Origin of the sequence: Prevotella sp. C561 (assembly GCF_000224595.1) — a bacterium.
Lineage (GTDB): Bacteria > Bacteroidota > Bacteroidia > Bacteroidales > Bacteroidaceae > Prevotella > Prevotella jejuni.
Window position 1 is genome coordinate 59,535 of record NZ_JH114148.1, and the last position, 21,027, is coordinate 80,561.

Sequence of the window (21,027 nt, forward strand, 5' to 3'; positions counted from 1 at the left end):
TATGAGTCCTCTTTCTGCTACTTGTGCCTTGCAACGTTAGTATTCTAAGCTCATTCATGGGTAGCATGGCCTTCTTCAAAGAAAGACGTGATGCAAAAAAGCTATCACTTAAACGCAACTGTCAATTTCTCAAATGGTTCAAATGATATTTATTCTATCGTGTCTATCCAATTTAAGAAATCTTCTCAGGCTCCATGTCCACTCCTTTACTCATTCAAACCCAGCCGCTCCATGTCCTTGCCATAAAGCCTCTCAAACTCCTTAGGCTTCAGTCCGTGGGCAAGGTAGAGCTCTACAAAACGCTTATTGACCGAAGGTTTAATCGTAAGTAGGTCTGTTTCACTTGCACAAAACTCTAAACCGGTTAAGCTCTTTATAAAGAAAATAGGCAAAGGGTTGTCTTTTGTTCCATAAGAAGGGTCATGCCACTGTGTTCGATTGACGTAAGCAGAAATCATTTTGGAGTCGTAAATTATACTTAATCTTTCTTTCTCTACGTCATACCAGTATTTCTCATCCGTCTCACTTTGTATTACGTTATATCCTCCAACAAATGAAATAACAGCCAGATACCTCTTGTATTTAGGAGAGTAGAAGCATATCTGTGAATAAGTAGAGACCTCGGTGTGTGCCGTTCCTGCAAACCAAGCACGTGAAGTGAATGTTTTGTGTATTGGTGTTATCGCTGTGACAAAGGGTATAGGGACCACTATTGTATCCGAATTCTGAATGTATGTATCTGCATAAGGTGTAGCAGCTTTATTGCCGCCGAGGGTAAACTTTGCAATAAGACTGACAACCAGTGGTGTTGCTACGGTAAGTGCAAACACCGTTCCAAGGTTAGAGGCTATCGAAGGAATCCTTGATCTGATAAAGTCATTCATTGTCTTATGGTTTTGAAAGCTCCGCTGCTTAGGTGCTACTAAATGTATGCAAACACAGTCAAAGGTATTCATTCCTATAGAAATAACGGTTGTTATCGTATATTCTTTAAGACTTTTTAGCGTAGAAGGCTGTCCTCACCCTCGCAACCCATCGGAATAGAGAGAGGAACAGAATGTGAGATTGTCTTTGTAAGACTGTCGATAGGAGGTGGAGGAACGTCAAATGTGCAGATAGGAATTGTAAGGATATTTCTTAATCTACTCCCCTTTACATTTGAAGAAAGGCTGAGCTTGGTGGAAGAAGAGGCCCTTCTGCGTTCAAGAACATGCCCTTCTTGCCTATTGAAGACGCCCTTCTTGGGGAAAGAAAGGCGTCTTCTATAATGTTGTGTATAACGTATTGATTTATTGTATGTTATAAGTTATTCTATGGGGACGATATATTCGTGTTTAGTGGGTGCTTATCTTAATACGATGTAATGATTTTTTACGTTCTTGTTAGTTCTGCTAACTTGTGACAGAAACGCTGAGATACCGTCATGAAGATACTGATAAGTGAAGTAGATTATTTCTTTTTTTTACAGAAAATACTAAAAGCTTGCAACGTAACAAACTTTAAGGCTATAAGGAGTATTTGGCAAATCACTCGAGTAATCAGGTAGATATTTGATAGTATTGCTCAATGATATTTCCCGTTCAGAAGGCTAATAATCATCAAATCCACGGTTTTGGGATAGAGCTTATTAGGCGATACCATACAGAGAGAGTGCGTTTCAATCTTGAGTTTGAGAACTGTCATCCTTATATTACAGTCAAAGCTTCAAACGTTAAGAATGTATGGTCGAAGTTTAGTCGTATTATTTGGTCTTTGTAATCGTCTGAAATCACGATATTAAAGGCACCATCCCACTCTTGTAATCGGAATACTTTCGTTTGAGGTGGGATATGGTCCTTTTTTAAGACAGGTTTGATGAAGAAACGACCTCGCTTATTTTTCCACTTTGCAGGGTTTATATTCTTAGGCCAAGGATCAATCTCTGACAAATCCCAATCAACACAGTCTATTGAATGAAAGTTATTCAATAATAGATATTTACTATCCGAGTTCTTACTCTCAACAGCTAACATATTATTATCAACATTAAGTGATAAGATATCCACTATTGAAGAGTCAAACAATATGAAGTCTGCTCCAATTGAATTTATAGGGGCTTTCTGCCCCTCTCGGAGAGCCATACACTCAATGTGCTTTCCATCTTTTAGAAAGTCTGGATGGTTGAATAGCCTCGTACTTGACATCTCTATACCGTCTATCCAAAGTGAAGATGAAAGGTTTTCATACGTTGACCATTTCCTACTGCTTGGGTTTATACCTAACTTATAATACATTCTAAATATAATTTAGTGTTCTTTTCTCGTTCTGTTAAGAATATTTCTGTTATCTCAAGAGACTTTTCTCAGGTACTTGTCCGTAATATTATGCTATGAACGGACTTCTTCCTATCTTCAGTCCATCGCTGGTATAGGCTATATTCCATTCCCAGTTATTGCTGTAATCATAGTCTATAACCCTCTTTATTCATTTAGGATATATTACTATCATTTACTCTTGTCATTAGAAGAAATGATGGTTTCAGCATACTAAGAACGTGAATTATGAATACTGCCAAAAGCCTACTATTATTTTACCAGTTTTGTTATGCTTGTACAAATATATTGCACCATACCCCAAGATATAATTTCCAGAAAGTAAATCCTCGGGATAGTAGTCTTCATCTATTTGTAAATAGAAGGTGAACCCATCTTCTTCTAATCTCTTAAAATAGTAATCCTCGTCTTGAATTAACTTAGGAATTGGAGCTTGTGTAACGAAATCAAAAGTCTCATTCTTTACCTCTTTATACCCCATAAGAGATGACCTATGAAGTCTTTCCAACGTGTAAGAACGATTTTCACTCTCATCTGAAAACGAATGAGTAAACACCTTTAATGAGCAGTTGGGATAAATATTATTGGCTATCATTGCATCATAGCTGTCGGGTATTAAGATAGATATATATTCTTTAGGATTGTCAGGCTTTTGAATTGTCATGTAATATTTAAAGCCTTCTATGTCTTCTTTTTTATCAAGAAAATTAATGGGTATATTCCCTCCTATCCTACCTATTCCTGCAGATGATGAGTCTAAATTAATATTGGCGACCTTGTTCATAATTAATTATGTTTGGCTATTTGCGGATTCTTAGTAGCTGTCTATATGCTATAAAAGAATTTGATTTATTGTTAAGGAGTAAAACAGAATACATATAAAATTCTCGTTATTTACTCTGGATCTGGTCCGTCAGATTCGTCTGAAAAACCTTCTTGTTCCATCTCTTCCATTATTTTAGGACTACTGATACCAAAGTATTTATGTACACGTGCATATTGATAAACCTCTTTACAGCGGAGCATTATCAGACAAGTCCATGGCATGGGGTCCCATAGGTTTGATGTGATATACTGTCGATACTTCTCACGCATCTTATGTTCTGAGTTTGCGAAATAACAAAAGATTTGTGCCTTCTGTTGAAGGGTAAAGTGCTTACTATTCATATCATTCTCATCTCGCATAAGATCATATATGTAATTGGCAAAATGGTCATCATAATAGTCATGCTTTTTGCCTGTAGTATTATTCTCAATGGTTTTTATCAATAATGTATGTGCTATTATATTGTTGTTGGGAGCTTTATCAAAGATTCTATTTACAAAGTCAAATGGCTCATCTTCATGCCTAAGAAAATACCATTGGTTAAGTTTTGGACTTTGATAATAACGGTATGTAGAGAATAAGTCATCTAAGATGTCTACTCCATTATAAGGCGTTCCAAGGCCGTCATCATCCCCTTGCGCCTGTAAGTTTTCTAATAGTTTGAAAGCCTTCATATCGTCATAGAAGATGAAGTCATTTAGTGCTTTAATTTGTTGAAAGACCTGTGATTTTAGTTTTATCTTATCTCCCTCTATGGATAAAAGGTCGCGTAGTAACCAGTTGTAAGTTATGAATCGGTCTTTATAAATCGCATAATAGGGTAGGGCAAAGCTGAAATCACCATCGCTTCCAATTCCCTCATAGCCTTTTGTCTTATCCATTTTCAATCGAGTCTCAAAGACATATTTGACCCTTTCTTGGAACAGCTTTGAAGAAGGTCGGTTGTAGCTATGAGTAGTAAGATAGTATTCTACCAAGGGGATGGTCAGTTGGAAGTCTGTCTCAGTAGGCATATATTGGGGCGTGGACTGGTCATCACGGAAGTCACCTCCATTCCATGCATTCTCTTGTAATGCTATATGTTTTAGCAAGGTACCTTTGTCAATGCCCATCTCTTTTAACTTTTCCATACTGATTATGCTGTCATAATGAGCATGTGTAGCCTTATGTGCCTGCATAGTAACAATGTTCATACGCTTTGTCTTTTCAGTACAATGAACAAGCATAGTTGTCAGTACTAATAAAAGGGCTAAATCTAATACTCTTCTCATCTCTCTTTTTCTTTGAATAACCTACTGCAAAAGTATAAAAACAATATCGAATGGGGTTGTGCTCAATCAAATGGAATCCTTTTCAACAGACACAAGTAACGTGTGCGAATATAGTTAATCTTGTCTTGTCTCAATGCTCCTATAATGACCATGTTCATCTGTTCTGTCTTATATCCTTGTGTTGACTCCCATGTGATAAGATGAATTATGCATCATTGTTGTTCTACTTGTTGTCTATAGGAGGGTTTAGGCCTAATCCTTCCCGTTCTATTTCATCCATCATTTTAGGACTGCTGATACCAAAGAACATGTGTGCACGTGCATACTGGTAGACTTTCTTACAGTTGGTCATTATCACATACGTCATAGATGTTCGGCCCCAATTGGTTGATGGAATATAATCAGCATATTTGTTGCGCATCTTATATTCTGAATTTGCCAGATAACAGAATATTCGTGCTTTTTGGTCTATATTAAATTGTGCGGCGTTCATTCCATCTTCATCTTGTAACACTTGATACACATATATTAGGAACTTATCATTGTAGAAAGAACTGTTCTTGCCTGTTGTATTCCTCTCAATAGTCTCTATCAGTTCTGGGTGAACGATTAGGTTGTTCCCTTTCCCTTTGTCAAAGATATAGCAAAGGTAAGCAAAAGGATTTTTTATTTCCGTATTAAAGAACCATTGATTTAATTCAGGACTACCAAAATAAGAATATTCTTTTAATAAATCCTCTAACATTCGGGAGCTGTCGTAGTAATCGCCAATATCGTCTGTATCCCCTTGATATTGATACCGCTCTAACTGTTTCAATGCATCCGTATCATTATAAATCAAGAACTTGTTCAATAATAAGATTTGTCGTAGGACCCCATTCTTTAGGCTAACATTATTGTTTTTGATAGTAATTAAATCACGGAGTGGCCAATTGTAAGTAATAAAGCCCTTCTCACTCACGGCATAGAATGGATTAGCAAAGCCATAACTAATATCATCTTTAAGGCTTGTAAGCAACTCTCCTGCCTTTAGACTCTTTCCAAAAACCTCCTTTATCCTTTTTGCGAATAACGCTTTTGAAGGTTTCTTACATCCATGCGTATATAAATAATGCTCTACCAATGGTATTGTCAAGAGGAAATCTTCCCGTGTCGGCTCATATCTCGGCTTGGATTGATCATCTCGAAAGTCACCACCATACCAAGCAAGTTTTTGAAGTTTTAGGTGCTTTAAAAGTTCCCTTTTGTCAATACCCCAATATCTTAAAGAATCCTTTGTTATTCCCTCTTGTTCGCTATTCTCACTGACCTTTTTATTAGACATCAGAGAAACAGGTTTTGCAGGCTCTGATTTACACTGTGAGAATGTGACAGTGTAAACTATTAATATCGCTATCAATACTATTTGTTTCATATTCTATCTTTTTGAGCGGTAGGCGATAAAGGGATAAAGGATGCGACGTTTTCTTTTTTAATTCTCCTCATCATGCCCAAGTTAAATGATGAGCATGTAAGCTTAAGCTCGTTTTGTTAACATCACAGGAATGTCTATTGGTTGGGTTCAGCAAGCATGTGCAAATTTAGAAAATCTTTTTATATTAGCATTGTGTTGTTGATATAAAATCTTCTAATGACTTGTTATATCATAGATGGACGTTGATTCATAGCGTTGTGTTTAGTCTAAGTCCACATTTGCATGTTATATTCACCGTTCGAATCTTTAATGTTTACTCGTGGTAAATGGGGGAGAATGTATCAGTTTTATGTCCCATTGTCTGTCAATCCAATGGTCATGACGCGCCTTTCATACAAAAAAGACCATCATAAGATTCAAGAAAGCTGTATCTTTCAGATAGTCAATAAAATAAGAAAGAATAAAGAATAAAAGGGGTACGAGATGGAAACGAGCGAGTTTCTTTCCCTCTCTTTATTCTGCATTGCTTCAAAGAACACTTAATCCCATTGCAAAGTTAAGATAAAAACTGAATATTACAATATCCTCGGTAATATTTTACCACAGGAAGTGTTAAATCCGTGCATTTTCGGATTTGTTTTCTTTCTTTTTTGTATTTTTGCCTCATCTTAACAATATGTAACCACAGTGTATGAGTATGATGAAAACAGTCTTGAATGCAGCTATATTTTCAGTATTATTCCTTTCTGGGGGAAACTTGTCAGCGCAGGTTTCACCTATCCGGTTAGGCGTCCGTTTAGGTTGTGGAATGTCTGTCAACACAGGAATGGATAAAATCCTTGTTCCTGAAGACTATTATTCCAATTACAATTTCAAAGACAAGTGGCAGTTTATTCCAACAGTTGGTGTATTTGCTCAGTATCATGTCGATGGTTCCATCATAGGTGTTGAAGGTGGATTTAGCTATTGGCAGAAGGCATCACAGCTTGTCTATAATGATAATAAGGAGTTAAACTATAAGGTAACACCTCGTTATAATTACATTGGCGTATCTGCTCTGTTGAAGATTTATCCTTGGCGCAAAGGCTTCAATATTTCAATTGGAGGACGCGCGGGAGCTAACCTTAATGGCAAGGGCATATCTTACGAGAGTAATCAAGAAGACAGTAAGTTTGCAAACTATCATTTTGCCACTGTCGATGAGACGGAACGTCTAATGAAAGAGAAGTTGACAGGACAGTCAGATATTGCTGTTGGCGGTGGTTTTGGATATGAAATAGGCAAGCATTGGAATATAGACTTACGTTACTTCCTCGGATTGAACTCTACCATTAAGACAGAGCGTAATGACTATAACTGGGCAGAACATTCAACCCATGGACAGAACATAGAGCTAAGTATCAGCTATCTTTTTAAACCTTAACCCTTATGAGTTTATCTATGAAGGACAAGAGCAACAGGAAAAAACGTTATATTCTGGCAGGAATCTTTCTTGGCATAGCTACTCTTTTTGGTATAGAACGCTGTGTTAATGACGATCCAGAGTCTGAGCAGCGTATAGAACAAAAGACAGCAGACAAGGCACCATCACAATCTACTACACCGCATGTCTCTTCTTCTTTAGACAAGACAAAAGTGCAGAAGGATTCGGGACGTTCAGATTGTGTATATAATAAGCTGGGGAATGTGCCCCGAAACGTTACAAGTATCAATACAAGGAGAATTAAAAAATCAAGCAGGACAAGAAAAACTGCTAATGGCAAACATTCCTCGTCAGAGCAGCCTATCCTTTCTCCATCATTATCAACTGACGTTTCATCTGTAAACGATAAAACAGCCATTAGAAAACATGAGATGAGCGAACCAGACAATGAGCCAACAAATCTGAAAATAGGTGAACATGTTCTTGACAACTCTATGAATAGTCAGCCCTCCATCGTACAGGAGAATCCGAAAGAATCACTATCTTTGATAACTTATTCTTTTCCTCACTATCACCTTTTTCGGATAGGACTCAGAGCTGGAGTTGGTTATTCCAGCATTTCAGGATTAAGCAGTATTATTGAGAACTATGATATACGCCCTACTTTCACAATGAGTGAACGTGGTGGTGTAAATCCTCGTATTGGAATCTTTGGCACATGGCAATATCGTAGATTAGGTGCTGAGCTGGGCATTGATTACACCCGTATTCTCAGCAAGCTGACAGAGCATAAGATACCTGAAAATGTAACCGAGACTACACGATTTCATTATAATTTCATTACTCCACAAGTCCTGCTTCGTTTCTATGCTTTCCCAAAGTTCTATATGGGAGCAGGAATTAGTGCTGCTATTCCGTTTGGCAGCCGTAATATCGATTTTACTAATGACCGTATTGGAGAGGTATATCGACAGCAGGCAGAACGTACTCAGGATCATCTGAGAGAATCTGTTAAGGCACGAGTAGCATTCATTCCTACCATTAAGATTGGCTATGTTGATGTAAAGAATGGTCTGGAGGCAGGACTGGAATACGGTTTCGGATTTAATGATATTCTCCGCACCAGTGCTAATGACTATGGCTATCAGGAGCGTATGAATAATCTTCAGACTATCAGCCTTACCATTGGCTACAGTCTTCCACTTGGCAAAGCTAAATAAGCAGCATCCTCGAATCATATTAAAACAGTCTTTATATGAAACATAAATACTTCACAGTAGTTTTCTTTTTTATATTCACTCTTTCAGCTACAGCTCAGACCCCTGGTGGTGTAGATAAGCCAATGGTCTGGTCACACGATTCTGCCTCTTTCCGTGTCTCTGCTGGTGCTGGACTTACCTATATAGGTGTAAGTAAGGTATACGGCGAAAAAGAACAGGCAATATGGTCTCTTGGAAGCGGAAAAGCTATTACTCGTATGCAGACAACTGAGCGTACTGCAAACCTTGGCGATGGTACATTCATGAATTATGCCAAGGACTCGTTGCCTGAAATGCGACTTTATAGCTATACGACCTCTTCCAATATGGGTAATGGTCAGACTTTGCATATCGGTCGGAATGGGAATGCTAAGTTGCCTGTAAAGAACCTTGATGGTAGAACTGTTGAGTATACTGTCTTCGATCGCCGCCTTTCTGATACAGAACGGTGCCGTGTGGAAAGCTATCTTGCTTTGAAATATGACGTGAGTCTTCGCAGCAGTTACCTTAATTCAAGAAGCGAGGTTATTTGGAATGGGTATACCAACAAGGATTATAGCCACCGTATAGCTGGCCTTATCTCAGACAAAGCCTCTGCCCTGCATAAGACAAGAGCCAAGAGCTGTGAAGAAGATGGTTTCCTTACAATCAGTATGAGCAAGCCTCTTGAAGATGGTGAGAGTCTTCTTTGGGGTGACAACAATGGTAAACTTTCTTTCCGCCAGAGTAAGGCTTACGGCAAGTGGCTCGGTAGAAGATGGATGGATACTGCAACACGGGTTGACAAGCCTAATGTTGATATTGTAGCTGATGGTAAGCAGCTACGCCAGATACAGCCTCTTGCAGAAGGTGAGAGCTACTATCTTGCCGTTGACCCTACAGGAACGGGTAGCTTTCCTGTCAAAACTCTAAGCTATCATAAGGCAAATACGACTGTTGGTGACAGTATTGTCTTTAAGAATATACCGTTAGGCAAACGTGATGTGTTCACGCTACGAGCTGCCAAAGATATGTTTACGACAATAGAAGTAAAGCAACCAATGGAGAAGAGCGGTAGTACAGGAACACTTTCTGTCAGGGTAACAGGTGGTATCGCCCCTTACAAGATGACCCTACAGAGAGAACACATGTCTGTTTTCAATCGTACCACAAGTGACAGCATACAGTCTGCTGACGGACTCATAGAAGGGAAATACCTTCTTACGACGACAGACCATGTGGGCAACAAGGCTGAGAATGAGTTTCAGATATCTAAGACGGGTATCACAGAAATTCCTTCCATGAATCCTTCCGATGGAAATAGTGATTTCTTTGCGAATGTAAGTGTAAGTCCTAATCCAACGTCGAATGGATATGTCGGTGTCCAGGTGGAACTGAGCGAAGCAGCTCCATTGGACATGGCACTCTATACGACGGGTGGAGCTCTTGTCAGTCGTCAGACCAATATGCCAGATACATATTTCTCCACTAAAGTCTATCTTCCACAGCCAGGTGTTTACCTATTGACACTGCAAAGTGGTAGCAAAGAAAGGACATTTAAACTGGTGAGAAAGTAATTCTCTTTTTATCCTTTATAAAATTTTCCAACGCAAGTATATATACTGAGGACCTTTAGGCCTGAAACAAAATAGCAAGAATAATGAAGTATTCTACACATTCACTCCTCTTTCCGTTCCTGTTGCTAGCAGGAATCATACTAAACTCCTGTAATGGTGGAAGTAATCGTTCTACTAAAGAAACTGTAATCAGTGATTCTCTATCCAGTGATACAGTCTCTTCTGTACAAAAAGATAGCACTTCTCGAAAGGCTACTTCCTTACGAACACAAGTCAAGGACAGTGTACAGAACTCTTCTGTGAAGAGATTCTCCAAAGAAATTGTAAGAAATCAAAAGGGGAATCGTGTAGATACTCACAAGGCGAACAGGAAATCTGCGAGACTTTTTGCAGACTTAGGCAAACGTACCGTCAGCAAGTTCTTTACCAACTCCGACAGCGATACGCTCAATGTTGGACGAGCCCAGCTTGCCGTACCACGTGAGGCTATGGCAAAGGGTAAAGTTCTTAGTATTACACCACTTAGAAAAGGTGAATTACCAACCTTGCCTACTGGTATGGTGAACGTTACAGGTGGTTGTGATACATTGATGGCAAGAACAGATACAGTGTCAGGTTATCGCTTCTTACCTCATGGCAATCATTTCGTCCATCATCTGGCAAGTATCGCAGTACCTTACGACAGCACGTTGATACCGAAAGGCTATACCATAGATGATATCCACACCTATTATTATGATGAACTGCACCAACGCTGGACAATGCTTCAGTCGAAAGGTATTGATACTAGACGTGAAGTGGCAATGGCGGAGACTTCTCACTTTACAGATGTCATCAATGGTATCATCAAAGTTCCTGAGAGCCCTGAAACACAGAATTATGTCCCTACAGGTATCAGTGAACTGAAGGCTGCTGACCCAGCAGCGGGTATTCAGCAGATCGAAGCCCCATCAGCTAATCAGAATGGTACGGCGTCACTGTCCTATCCTTTCGAAGTTCCTGCGGGGCGTAATGATATTGGTGTAAGTGCCGGCTTACAGTATAGCAGCGAGGGCAGTAGTAGCTTTGTTGGCTATGGATGGAGCTTTCCTATACAGAGCATTGACATAGAGACTCGATGGGGTGTACCACATTTTGATGATAAGTCAGAGACTGAGAGCTATCTTCTCATGGGACAGCAGCTCAGTGACCGACTCTATCGTAGGACTGATTCTCTGGCAAGACAAGCTGACAAGCAGTTCTATCCAATGACTGAAGGTGGTTTCAGTAGGATTATTCGAAAGGGTAACAGCCCGAAGAACTATTACTGGGAAGTGACTGGTAAGGATGGTACAGTCTACAGTTATGGTGGTCATGGTGGTCATGTCAGTGATGCTACTTCTCTTACCGACACCAAAGGGAACCGTATCAAATGGGCACTTGACCGTGTTACCGATGTTCACGGAAACTTTGCCGCTTTCCATTACATGAAGTCTGGCAATAACCTTTATCCAGAACGTTATACATGGACAGGATTCGGGGAGACAGAAGGACTGTATAGCATAGAATTCGATATTGACTCTATAGCCACAGACCGAAAAGATGTAACGAGTAGCGGAAGGCTGGGCATAATGCAAAAGGACAAAGGGCTACTCCGTAAGGTCACTGTGAAGAATAATGGTCAGCAGCTCCGCAGTTATACCTTAAACTATGAAGAAGGGCCGTTTGGAAAAATACTGCTAAAGAGCATTGAACAGCACGATAGTAGGGATGGTAAGGTTGCTACACAATCCTTTGACTATTACAATGATCTCAAGAACGGACTTTTCTCTTCTAAGGCAGAATTATGGAAAGCTCAATCTGACGACTATGAATCACTGCTGAAACACACTATTCGTGGATGTAATGATAATCTCAGTATGCTGGGTGCTGGTTACTCCTCAAGTAAATCTGTCGGAATGGGTATGCTTTTCGGCTTCGGTCTTACTATAGGAACACTGAATGTCGGAACGACAGGTACGCACAGTTCGAGTCGAAATATTGGCAAAGTTGCTTTTGTCGACATAGATGGTGATGGGCTACCTGATAAACTTTTTCAACAGTACGGCAAATTGTTCTATCGTAAGAACTTGAATTCTGATGCTGTAAAGACATCCTTTAGTAACCCTATCGCAATACAAGGGGTCAATTCCTTCTCAGAAGGAAAGAGTAAAAGTTTCTCCATTAGTGCTGAAGTTGCAGCTGAGATAGGTAAAGTCGGTAAAACTAAGGGGTCTGCGGGTATCAGTTATACTCGTACAACTGGTAAGGACAGAACAAGTACCTTTCTCTATGACTTTAACAGTGACGGCCTTACGGATATAGCCGTAAATGGACGTGTCTATTTTAACCATATAATAAATGGGAAGCCTGTCTTTACTCCAAAAAGTGGTGTTACAGCTAATCCTGTTATAGAGAAAGGTTCTGCCATAGACAGCCATTTCGTACCAGACTACAGGCTCATTCGTGATTCTTTGGAAAAGGAATATCCGCTGAATGATGCTGTCCGTATGTGGCGTGCACCATTTGACGGAACAGTCAATATTAAGAGTACGATTGAGAAGATAAATAGCCAAGGTGATGGTATCATATATAGTATACAGCATGAGAATGAGGGATTCATGATTCGAGACTCCTTGTTGCAGGCTGGAAGTAAAACATATAATCTTAATTGTAGTGTACAGGCTGGTGACAGACTTTTCTTCCGTCTTCAGTCCAGATATGATGGAGATGATGACAAAGTGCTTTGGAATCCAATCATTACCTATACCTCCTTACCAGTTGGTAAGGATAAGTATCTTTCATCTGATTTGAAAGTATACGACAGCAAAGCTGATTACATTGAGGGCGAAAGCGATGTTGCTGTCTTCAACCGTACAGGTAAGGTAAAGCTTCATGCCCCTTATACAAAGGAAAAAACCTCTGATGATGTCATGCTTACTGTCACACGGCAGGATATTCATGGAGAATCCATCATTAAACGTATCATTCTTCCAGCTGATACAATTATCAAAGGAGCATATGACTATATTGCTGATGTGAGCGAGGAGGATTCAATATCTCTTAATTTTGTTATTACGACAACTTCGCCAATTGACTGGACCAAAGTCCGATGGGAGTGCAATTACCATTATGATGATGAAACAGATGTTGTCCGTCTTGTTGCTTCCCGCAAGATGTTCAACAAGCCTGTCAGTATTGCTGCAAGTAGAAACCTAAAGCCTGATGTAACATCTTTGGGTAAAAAATTCCGTCCAGTACTATCTATTGTGCCAGTTCTTTCCGTCCTGCGTGAGAATAAGGATAATGACAAGGATACTGCAGCCGTCTATCTTACTTTACATGATAAAGATGGACTGCCGGTACTACATCATACCTGTTGGTTAGGAACCTCCAATACACTTAAGGCTGATACTATCACCATTAATGATACTACACTTATCAGACGGCTATCTACAGGAAAGGTAACGGCAACCTTTGCTATATCAAATGAACTGTCAGCATCAATTCAAGCTAAGGTACGGTTTCTACGCGATAGTCTCTCTTACCAGAGTGCTACTTCTACTGTTGTTACTTCTGAGCAACGTGTACTTGTTGACACGCTGGAGGCCTGTGTGTTCTCTGGATACAACTCGATTGACTATGGCAGCCTCTATCGTGGTTGGGGACAGTTTGCTTATAATGGTAACAAGGCGTACGCCTCTCGACCTATCGAAGTGTCTGCCTTGATGATTGACAGGGAGAAATACAAGAATATTGCTGAACATTATCATTCTACACATGACGGGAATAAACTTGTAGAGAGCCTTACTCCAATCAATGAACAGCGTTTTCTGGTGATGGGTTATAATACGAATAGAAGAATGTTTGTCGGAGGTTCAGAACATGTTTTCATTACTGTAGACACTATAAGCAGTTCCCGTATAGGTGAGGATGTAATCCAGATAGATAGTGTCAACTATGCAGAAAATGCAGGAGAACTGTCTGCTCCAGTGCTTGTCAGCAGTTCAAAGAGTAATGGCTATAGTGTCAGCGGTAGTTTCTTATTTGCAGGACTAAGCGGAAGTAAGACTACACAGACCTCTTACAGCAAGATTGCTTTAATGGATATCAACGGCAATGGTTACCCAGACTGGCTGGATGATAATGATGGTACTATTATTGCACAATATACGAAATCTACAGGAGCTCTTGGTAGTGAACGGATGAAGATAGATGTAGGACAACCAGAATTCAAATCTGAAGCATGGACAATTGGAGCAAGTCTTACCACAGAGAATGCTGTTAAAGAAGCAAAGAAAAAAAGTAATAATTCTAATGATGCGCCAGCTACACCTATAAGCCCTCAACCGGCACAAGGCCAAACAGAGAATGGAAATAATGCTGATGCTTCAGGACATAATGCCGCAAATGGAAATGATGTCTCAAAAGCGTCAGTGAGTGCCAGTGGTGATTTCACTTCAGGAAAAGCCCATACAGAAAGGGATTGGACAGACCTTAACGGTGACGGACTCCCTGATATGCTCTATAATGGTAAGGTTAAATATGGGCTTGGTTATAATTTCACTGATGAACAAGTCAGTGGAGTGTCAACGGTGGAATCTTCTGAAAATAGTACTTGGGGGGCTGGTTTAGGAACTAAGATTCCAGTTCTTGGAAGTGCAGATATATCTTTTGGGTTTAATGGAACTCGTACTACCACAAAGAACAACAACTCTTTTGTTGATGTCAATGATGATGGTTTACCGGACATGGTTACCCGTGATGGGGAAAAAATTAATATAGCCTTCAATACCGGTGCTGGTTTCATACCGAATGCGCATAAGGTAAATGGACAAATTAATCAGTCTTTAGCAACTTCTATTTCTAAGTATGGTAATTTCTCTGTCTCTATTCCTATTCATATCTGGATATTGAAATTCAGACTTACATTCAAAGGAGTAGGTTCTTTGTCTGATGGTGTCAGCTATACTGAGACTGCCTTAAGGGATATCGACGGTGACGGACATCCAGACATTATTGTTGCTGATGGGGCAAAGCAGCTTATAGTCTACCGTAACCTTACGGGAAGAACGAACATGCTGCGCTCTGTGACGCTTCCTTTCGGCGGACATATCAATATCAACTATGAGCAGACAACTCCAAGTTACGACTTGCCGGGACGTCGCTGGGTGATGTCATCGGTTGAGACGACAGGTGGATACAAGGAGAACGGAGCGGTACGAAGCAGGAATACCTTTGAATATAGCGGTGGCTATCGTGACCGCCGTGAGCGTGACTTCTATGGTTTCAAGCAGGTACGTACCAATCAGATAGACACTGAGAATGGTGATAGACTCTATCGTTACTCCGTACAGACCTATGGTAAGAACAGGGATTACTATGCACATGGACTTGTTACGAGTGAATATCTCTATACCGCTGATGGAAAGAAACTGCAGGGAGCTGTCTATGACTACGACCTGAAGACACTCGCCGTTGGTAATAATACGACTGATGCTGTTGTCTTCCCTGCCCTAAAGACACTCGTTCAAAGTAACTTTGATGAAGCCAGTGGGGACAGTCTTTCGGTTGCTGTCAGCAATACCTACGATGACTATGGTAACCTACAGGGATATAAGGAGACTACAACGGGCTATAGCTTAGAGGCAGATATCAACTATCATAAGATAGCCGACAAGTATATTGTCAGTATCCCGAGCCATATCACTGTCAGCAGTGGCGGTAAGACTTATCGTGAACGCAGCACGAAGGTGGACGGTAACGGTGAGATAACGGAAATCATGCTCCATAATGGTGACAAGCCATCAGTCTATAACATGACTTACGATGGCTATGGTAACATCACACGCATGACGAAGCCGGAGAACTATAACCATCAGCGTATGTTCTATGCTTATACGTATGACGACCTCTATCACAGTCTTGTGACAAGTGTCAAGGATGCATACGGCTATAGCTCCAGTACGGCTTATGATGGTCTTTGGAATGCTCCGTCTGTAACGACCGACCTTAACGGACAGAAGATGGAATACACCTACGATGCACTGGGCAGACAACAGACAATCCGTGCTCCGTATGAGATAGAGAGCGGTCAGCCGTTTACTATCCGCTTTGAGTACTTCCCTGCAGAGCGTAAGGCACATACCATTCATTATTCTAAGGAAGGCAACATAGATACCTACACCTTTGCCGACTCGCTGATGCGTGCCGTCCAGACGAAGCAGACAGGTGTGGTGTGGTCTGGTGGCAGCAATCAAAAGGTCTCCATCGTCAGTGGGAGGGCTGTTATCGATGCCTTTGGACGTAATATTGCGGCTTATTATCCAATGACGGAGAGCCATGGTAATATTGGTACTTACAACCATGCTACAGGTGATCTGCAGGCAAAGACAGAGTATGATGCGCACGACCGTACCATGAGTGTTACGCTTGCTGACGGCAGTGTGACACGCACAGCCTACAGTATCGGTAGCCATGACGGTGAACCAATGCTCCAGACAACGGTCACGGATGCACTGGGACGACATGCGGAGAGCTATACGGATGCCAAGGGACGCAACCGTGAAACGGTGCAGCATGCCCGTGGTGAGGATATCACGGTGAAGTACAGCTATGACCCTGTCGGTCAGGTGATGACGGTTCAGCATCCTAACGGTAAGGAGACGAAGTATGCCTACGACTTGCTTGGTCGCAAACTGATGGTGAACCATCCTGATGCTGGTGAAACGGATATGACCTATGATGCGGCAGGTAACCTCCTGACGAAACTCACGGCAGAGCTTAGGAAGTCGATATCTGACAAGGGTTACATCTCTTACACCTACGACTTCGAACGGCTTCACGAGGTGCTTTATCCCGAAAATCTCTTCAACCGTGTTACTTATACCTATGGTAAGGCTGGCGATAAGTACAACCGTGCCGGTCGTCTTGCCCTCGTAGAGGATGCGAGTGGCGGTGAAGCCTACTACTACGGTCGACAGGGTGAGGTGACGAAGACTGTCCGTACAGTCATGGCGAGTGTGGCGGATATCAGGACTTATGTCTATGGTGCTACGTATGACAGCTGGAACCGTGTGCAGACGATGACTTATCCTGACGGTGAAGTGGTGACTTATCACTACAATGCTGCAGGACAGGTGGAGAGCATGACGAGCAATAAACAAGGACGTCAGAGCGTTATTGTTGATAGGATAGGTTACGACAAGGAGGGTCATACGGTCTATACGAAGCTTGGTAATGGCACGGAGACAACCTATACCTACGATAAGCAGCGTGAACGTCTGCAGGTGATGAACCTTACAGCGGATGGTCAGACTGTGATGGAAAACAGGTATCGTTACGATGCCGTGGATAATATCCTCGGTATTACGAATGCTGCCAACCCAACATCGCTGACGAAACTCAACAAGGCGAAGCTGGGAGGAAGGAGTTCGCATACGTATGAGTATGACGAGCTGAACCGCCTTGTTCATGCCAGTGGTAAGGCGAAGCGTGCATCGTATGATATGGTGATGTCGTTCGGACAGATGAGTGAACCGCTGACGAAGGTACAGAAAGTGGACTCAACAACAACTGCCAAGTCTTATAACTTTACTTATAAGTATGAAGACAGTAACCACCCGACGGCTCCAACGCAGATTGGACACGACCATTACACCTACGATGCCAACGGTAATCCTACACTGGTAACGAACGACTCAACGAACACTACCCGTGAGATGTATTGGGATGAAGACAATCGACTGATGGTCTTAAGCGATAACGGAAAAACGAGTCGTTACACTTATAATGCTGCTGGTGAACGCATCATGAAGAGTTACGGTACGATGGAGGGTGTGTATATCAATGGTGCACCGCAGGGTATTACTTTCCACGAGACGGATAACTTCACGCTTTATCCTGCAAGTATCCTCTCTGTAAATAAGAATCGCTTTACGAAACATTACTTCCTTGGTGACAAACGAGTTGCTTCAAGGATAGGAACGGGTCTGTTCAATAATGTCTATGGACGTAACGGCTCATATGTAACCGCAGGTCAGCAGGACTACGCTGAACGTATGAATCAAATCCAACGTCAGAAGGAAGCGTATTATAAACAGCAGGGCATTGCACCTGGTGTACCAACAGAGAAGGGTGCGTATGGTGATCCAGAGAACACGGGTGTAGGGTATAATGCCGTCCTCACCGAACTCGGCAACCATGATGTGCCACAGGGTTGGATTCAGACTCCACATCCTAACACCACACCAAATACCAACCCCGGTCCTCCTGTAAGCTGGAACGACCCGAGTAACCCTGATGACCCGCAGGCTGGTTATGGCTATGTTCCTAATGATACTACACGTGAAGAAACCTTCTTCTATCACAGTGACCACCTCGGTAGTACATCTTACATCACAGATGATAAAGCCAACATCACACAGTATGATGCCTACCTGCCTTATGGTGAGCTGTTAGTTGACGAGCATAGCAGCTCCGAAGACCTGCCGTATAAGTTCAACGGCAAACAGTTCGATGAGGAGACTGGCTTGTATTATTATGGTGCAAGGTACATGAATCCTATGGCAAGTATTTGGTATGGGGTGGATCCTTTAGCAGAGAAATACATTAACATTGGTAGTTACATTTATTGTCATAGCTCTCCTATTATGTTGATAGACCCTACAGGTGAAGGCGATTATTATGCAAAAAATGGATCATATTTGGGAACTGATAAGAAAAAAGACAATTTGACTTATTTAGCGACAGGGGTAAAGAATGGGGAATTTATTAATGCGAAGAAAATAGATATTGCGCACTCTGATTTTAAACGGGTTGCGAATATAATTTCTCATGAGGCAGGTACTAATGACGGAAAGGAGGCTCTTTGGCTTGCTCATACGGTAAAGAATAGAGCTGATGAAAAGCACAAAACCATGTTAGATTTATTGCTAACAAAATATTCTTCCGTTTCAAAAGCAGATAAGCAGAAAGGTATTTCCACTTCGGATGGTTCAAGGGAGGCAAATGCAGCTCGTGCTGGAGTTATTGATGCACTCACAAGTAAATTTGATCCAACAGACGGAGCGCAATTTTGGGATGGAACTGATTTCTTAGCTTGGGGACTATCATCTCCAAATGGTTCTCCACAAAACAAATTTGAAGAATATCATACGGTATTGATCTCACAAAAAATATACAATGATTTCCTCAAGAGCCAACAATCTAGATACCCGAAGGGTTCTGTTAATTATTATGGCAAAAAATATATAATCCCTGCAGCTGTTTTTACGAATACAAATAATTGGAAGAATGGTTATTTTACCTATAGCTGGCCGAAAGCCGCAGGTGCACATCGTAATTTGAAGGCTACAGGAACAGCTGGACGTTCAATATTTTGGAAAATAGAGAAAAGATGAAACAGATTATAATATTAATTACATTTATCATTTTTCCCTTTCAAATAGGAAAGGCTAATAGTCTTATTTCTTTAAAGAATGATATAGATACTTCTATCGTTATACAGACTCAAAGACAAAAATGCATAATTGTCCAATTAATTAATAAATTTACGGATACGGAAGGATTGACCAAAATACTTCTAATTAAAAAAGACAAAAAGAAGCTTATAAGTAAAACTTTACCATCGGCAGATGACATAAAAAATCTCAATATTAATATAAATAAATACAGGACAGGCTTTATACTTAAAGCTCAATATGGTGGAGGAGATAATTTTTACAATCGCGATTTCTATTTTAAGTGGACTAAAGGTGGTTTCTTCTTATATAGAATTGTAGGTACACACGTTAAACCTAACTTCACTAAAAGCATAATCACAGTAAAAAATATTCTACCATTTATAAATATCAGAGATTTTAATATCCAATGTTTTTTAGAGAATACTCCATAAGTTGTTTCTCCAATCGATATAATAATCTATTCAAGAGGACAACCGCTTGATGGCTTTAAGTGATAAAGCAAGTTGAATCCTTAGTTTTACAATGTTATTGGTGTTCACTAATGGAAAGGCGTTATTTATGCCGAAAAATGAACGAGAGGTTCCATAGTTACTCTAAACTCCTAACATAGTTTTGGTTTTTAGTTGCTGTCACTTTTAACATTTCGTGTAAACGGCTTGTTATCAATATGTTGTGACATAGAGAGGAGTAACGGGGGTGACAGGAAAATTGAAAGGTGGTTTGTTTTTATGGTGTTGTTATAATAATGCAGTGGGAGAGATACTCGCTCGTTATGAAAGGGAAAAGGACATAAGAAAGGTTGTAATAAAGATTCATACAATGAAAATAGCAGATGGACTTTTGCAAAGTAAAAGATGCCCTTTCGCAAAGTAAAAGATGCTCTTTTGAGGTGTGAAAGACGCCCTTTTGCAGCGTAAAAGGGCACCTTTTAGAAAGACATTTGTAAGTCTTTGATAGAGAATGGCATACAAGTCCGAATGCTTTGCATAACTCCAGATTTTGTGGACATGCAGCTTCTATCTCCTGTAAACATATTTCCGATCAGTCCGTAATGGTGCGGTGGTATATGTCAAGACGGATAATCTTACAAGAACCTGAGCTGGAGCATTTTACCACTAACAGGCGTATCCCATAACTATCAGTCTCCCTTTCCCACCCAAGGACAAAAGCCGATTACATACCGTTCCTGATTTTGCTGTCATTTCTGTCACTCTTCCTTTGCTTTTAACCGTCTGAATATAAACCCATTACACGAAGTGTTAAAAGTGACAGCAACTAAAAATTAAACTTAATTAGGGGTTTTGATACTTTTCGTTTGGTTACATTTACACGCACAACACCCTATCCATCCCCGTTTTCCCATGATCTAAAGACCCATTTACAAAATAAAGTTGTATATTTGCAGTTGTACACTTCCGTTTAACTACGTATAACGGTGACAAGCCATCAGGCTATAACATGACCTATGATGCAGCAGGTAACCT

10 protein-coding genes are annotated in these 21,027 nt (G+C 40.7%); 5 read left to right on the plus strand and 5 right to left on the minus strand.

Going from position 1 to position 21,027, the window contains the following annotated elements:
• Positions 1–206: 206 nt before the first annotated feature.
• The 5 genes from HMPREF0666_RS10695 to HMPREF0666_RS10715 form a co-directional block, all read right to left on the minus strand.
• On the minus strand, positions 207–884 hold the full coding sequence (locus HMPREF0666_RS10695; RefSeq protein ID WP_009012383.1) for a hypothetical protein: 678 nt from the start codon (positions 882–884) through the stop codon (positions 207–209).
• Positions 885–1,685: 801 nt separating this feature from the next.
• A complete protein-coding gene (locus HMPREF0666_RS10700; protein WP_009012384.1) occupies positions 1,686–2,273 on the minus strand; it encodes a hypothetical protein in 588 nt (195 codons plus the stop codon).
• Between the two features lie 265 nt (positions 2,274–2,538).
• Positions 2,539–3,096: a hypothetical protein gene (locus HMPREF0666_RS10705; protein ID WP_009012385.1), complete on the minus strand. Its 558-nt coding sequence runs from the start codon at positions 3,094–3,096 to the stop codon at positions 2,539–2,541.
• Positions 3,097–3,206: 110 nt separating this feature from the next.
• A complete protein-coding gene (locus tag HMPREF0666_RS10710; protein ID WP_009012386.1) occupies positions 3,207–4,409 on the minus strand; it encodes a hypothetical protein in 1,203 nt (400 codons plus the stop codon).
• A 223-nt stretch (positions 4,410–4,632) separates the two neighbouring features.
• Positions 4,633–5,823, minus strand: a complete 1,191-nt coding sequence (locus HMPREF0666_RS10715) for a hypothetical protein (protein ID WP_009012387.1) — start codon at positions 5,821–5,823, stop codon at positions 4,633–4,635.
• Between the two features lie 697 nt (positions 5,824–6,520).
• Between HMPREF0666_RS10715 and HMPREF0666_RS10720 the strand changes: the two genes are divergently transcribed.
• From HMPREF0666_RS10720 to HMPREF0666_RS10740, 5 genes are all read left to right on the plus strand, one after another.
• Positions 6,521–7,246 carry an outer membrane beta-barrel protein gene (locus HMPREF0666_RS10720; protein ID WP_009012388.1) on the plus strand — a complete coding sequence of 242 codons (726 nt, stop codon included), beginning with the start codon at positions 6,521–6,523 and terminating at the stop codon, positions 7,244–7,246.
• Between the two features lie 17 nt (positions 7,247–7,263).
• Positions 7,264–8,466 carry an outer membrane beta-barrel protein gene (locus HMPREF0666_RS10725; protein ID WP_042856287.1) on the plus strand — a complete coding sequence of 401 codons (1,203 nt, stop codon included), beginning with the start codon at positions 7,264–7,266 and terminating at the stop codon, positions 8,464–8,466.
• A gap of 35 nt (positions 8,467–8,501) precedes the next feature.
• Positions 8,502–10,061, plus strand: coding sequence for a T9SS type A sorting domain-containing protein (locus HMPREF0666_RS10730; RefSeq protein ID WP_009012390.1), 1,560 nt, complete (start codon positions 8,502–8,504; stop codon positions 10,059–10,061).
• 83 nt (positions 10,062–10,144) lie between these two features.
• The gene (locus HMPREF0666_RS10735) at positions 10,145–19,480 is read left to right on the plus strand and encodes an RHS repeat-associated core domain-containing protein (protein ID WP_009012391.1); all 9,336 of its coding nucleotides are present in this window, start codon (positions 10,145–10,147) and stop codon (positions 19,478–19,480) included.
• The gene (locus HMPREF0666_RS10740; protein WP_009012392.1) at positions 19,477–19,974 is read left to right on the plus strand and encodes a hypothetical protein; all 498 of its coding nucleotides are present in this window, start codon (positions 19,477–19,479) and stop codon (positions 19,972–19,974) included. Before HMPREF0666_RS10735 ends, HMPREF0666_RS10740 begins: the two co-directional genes overlap by 4 nt.
• Positions 19,975–21,027: the final 1,053 nt, after the last annotated feature.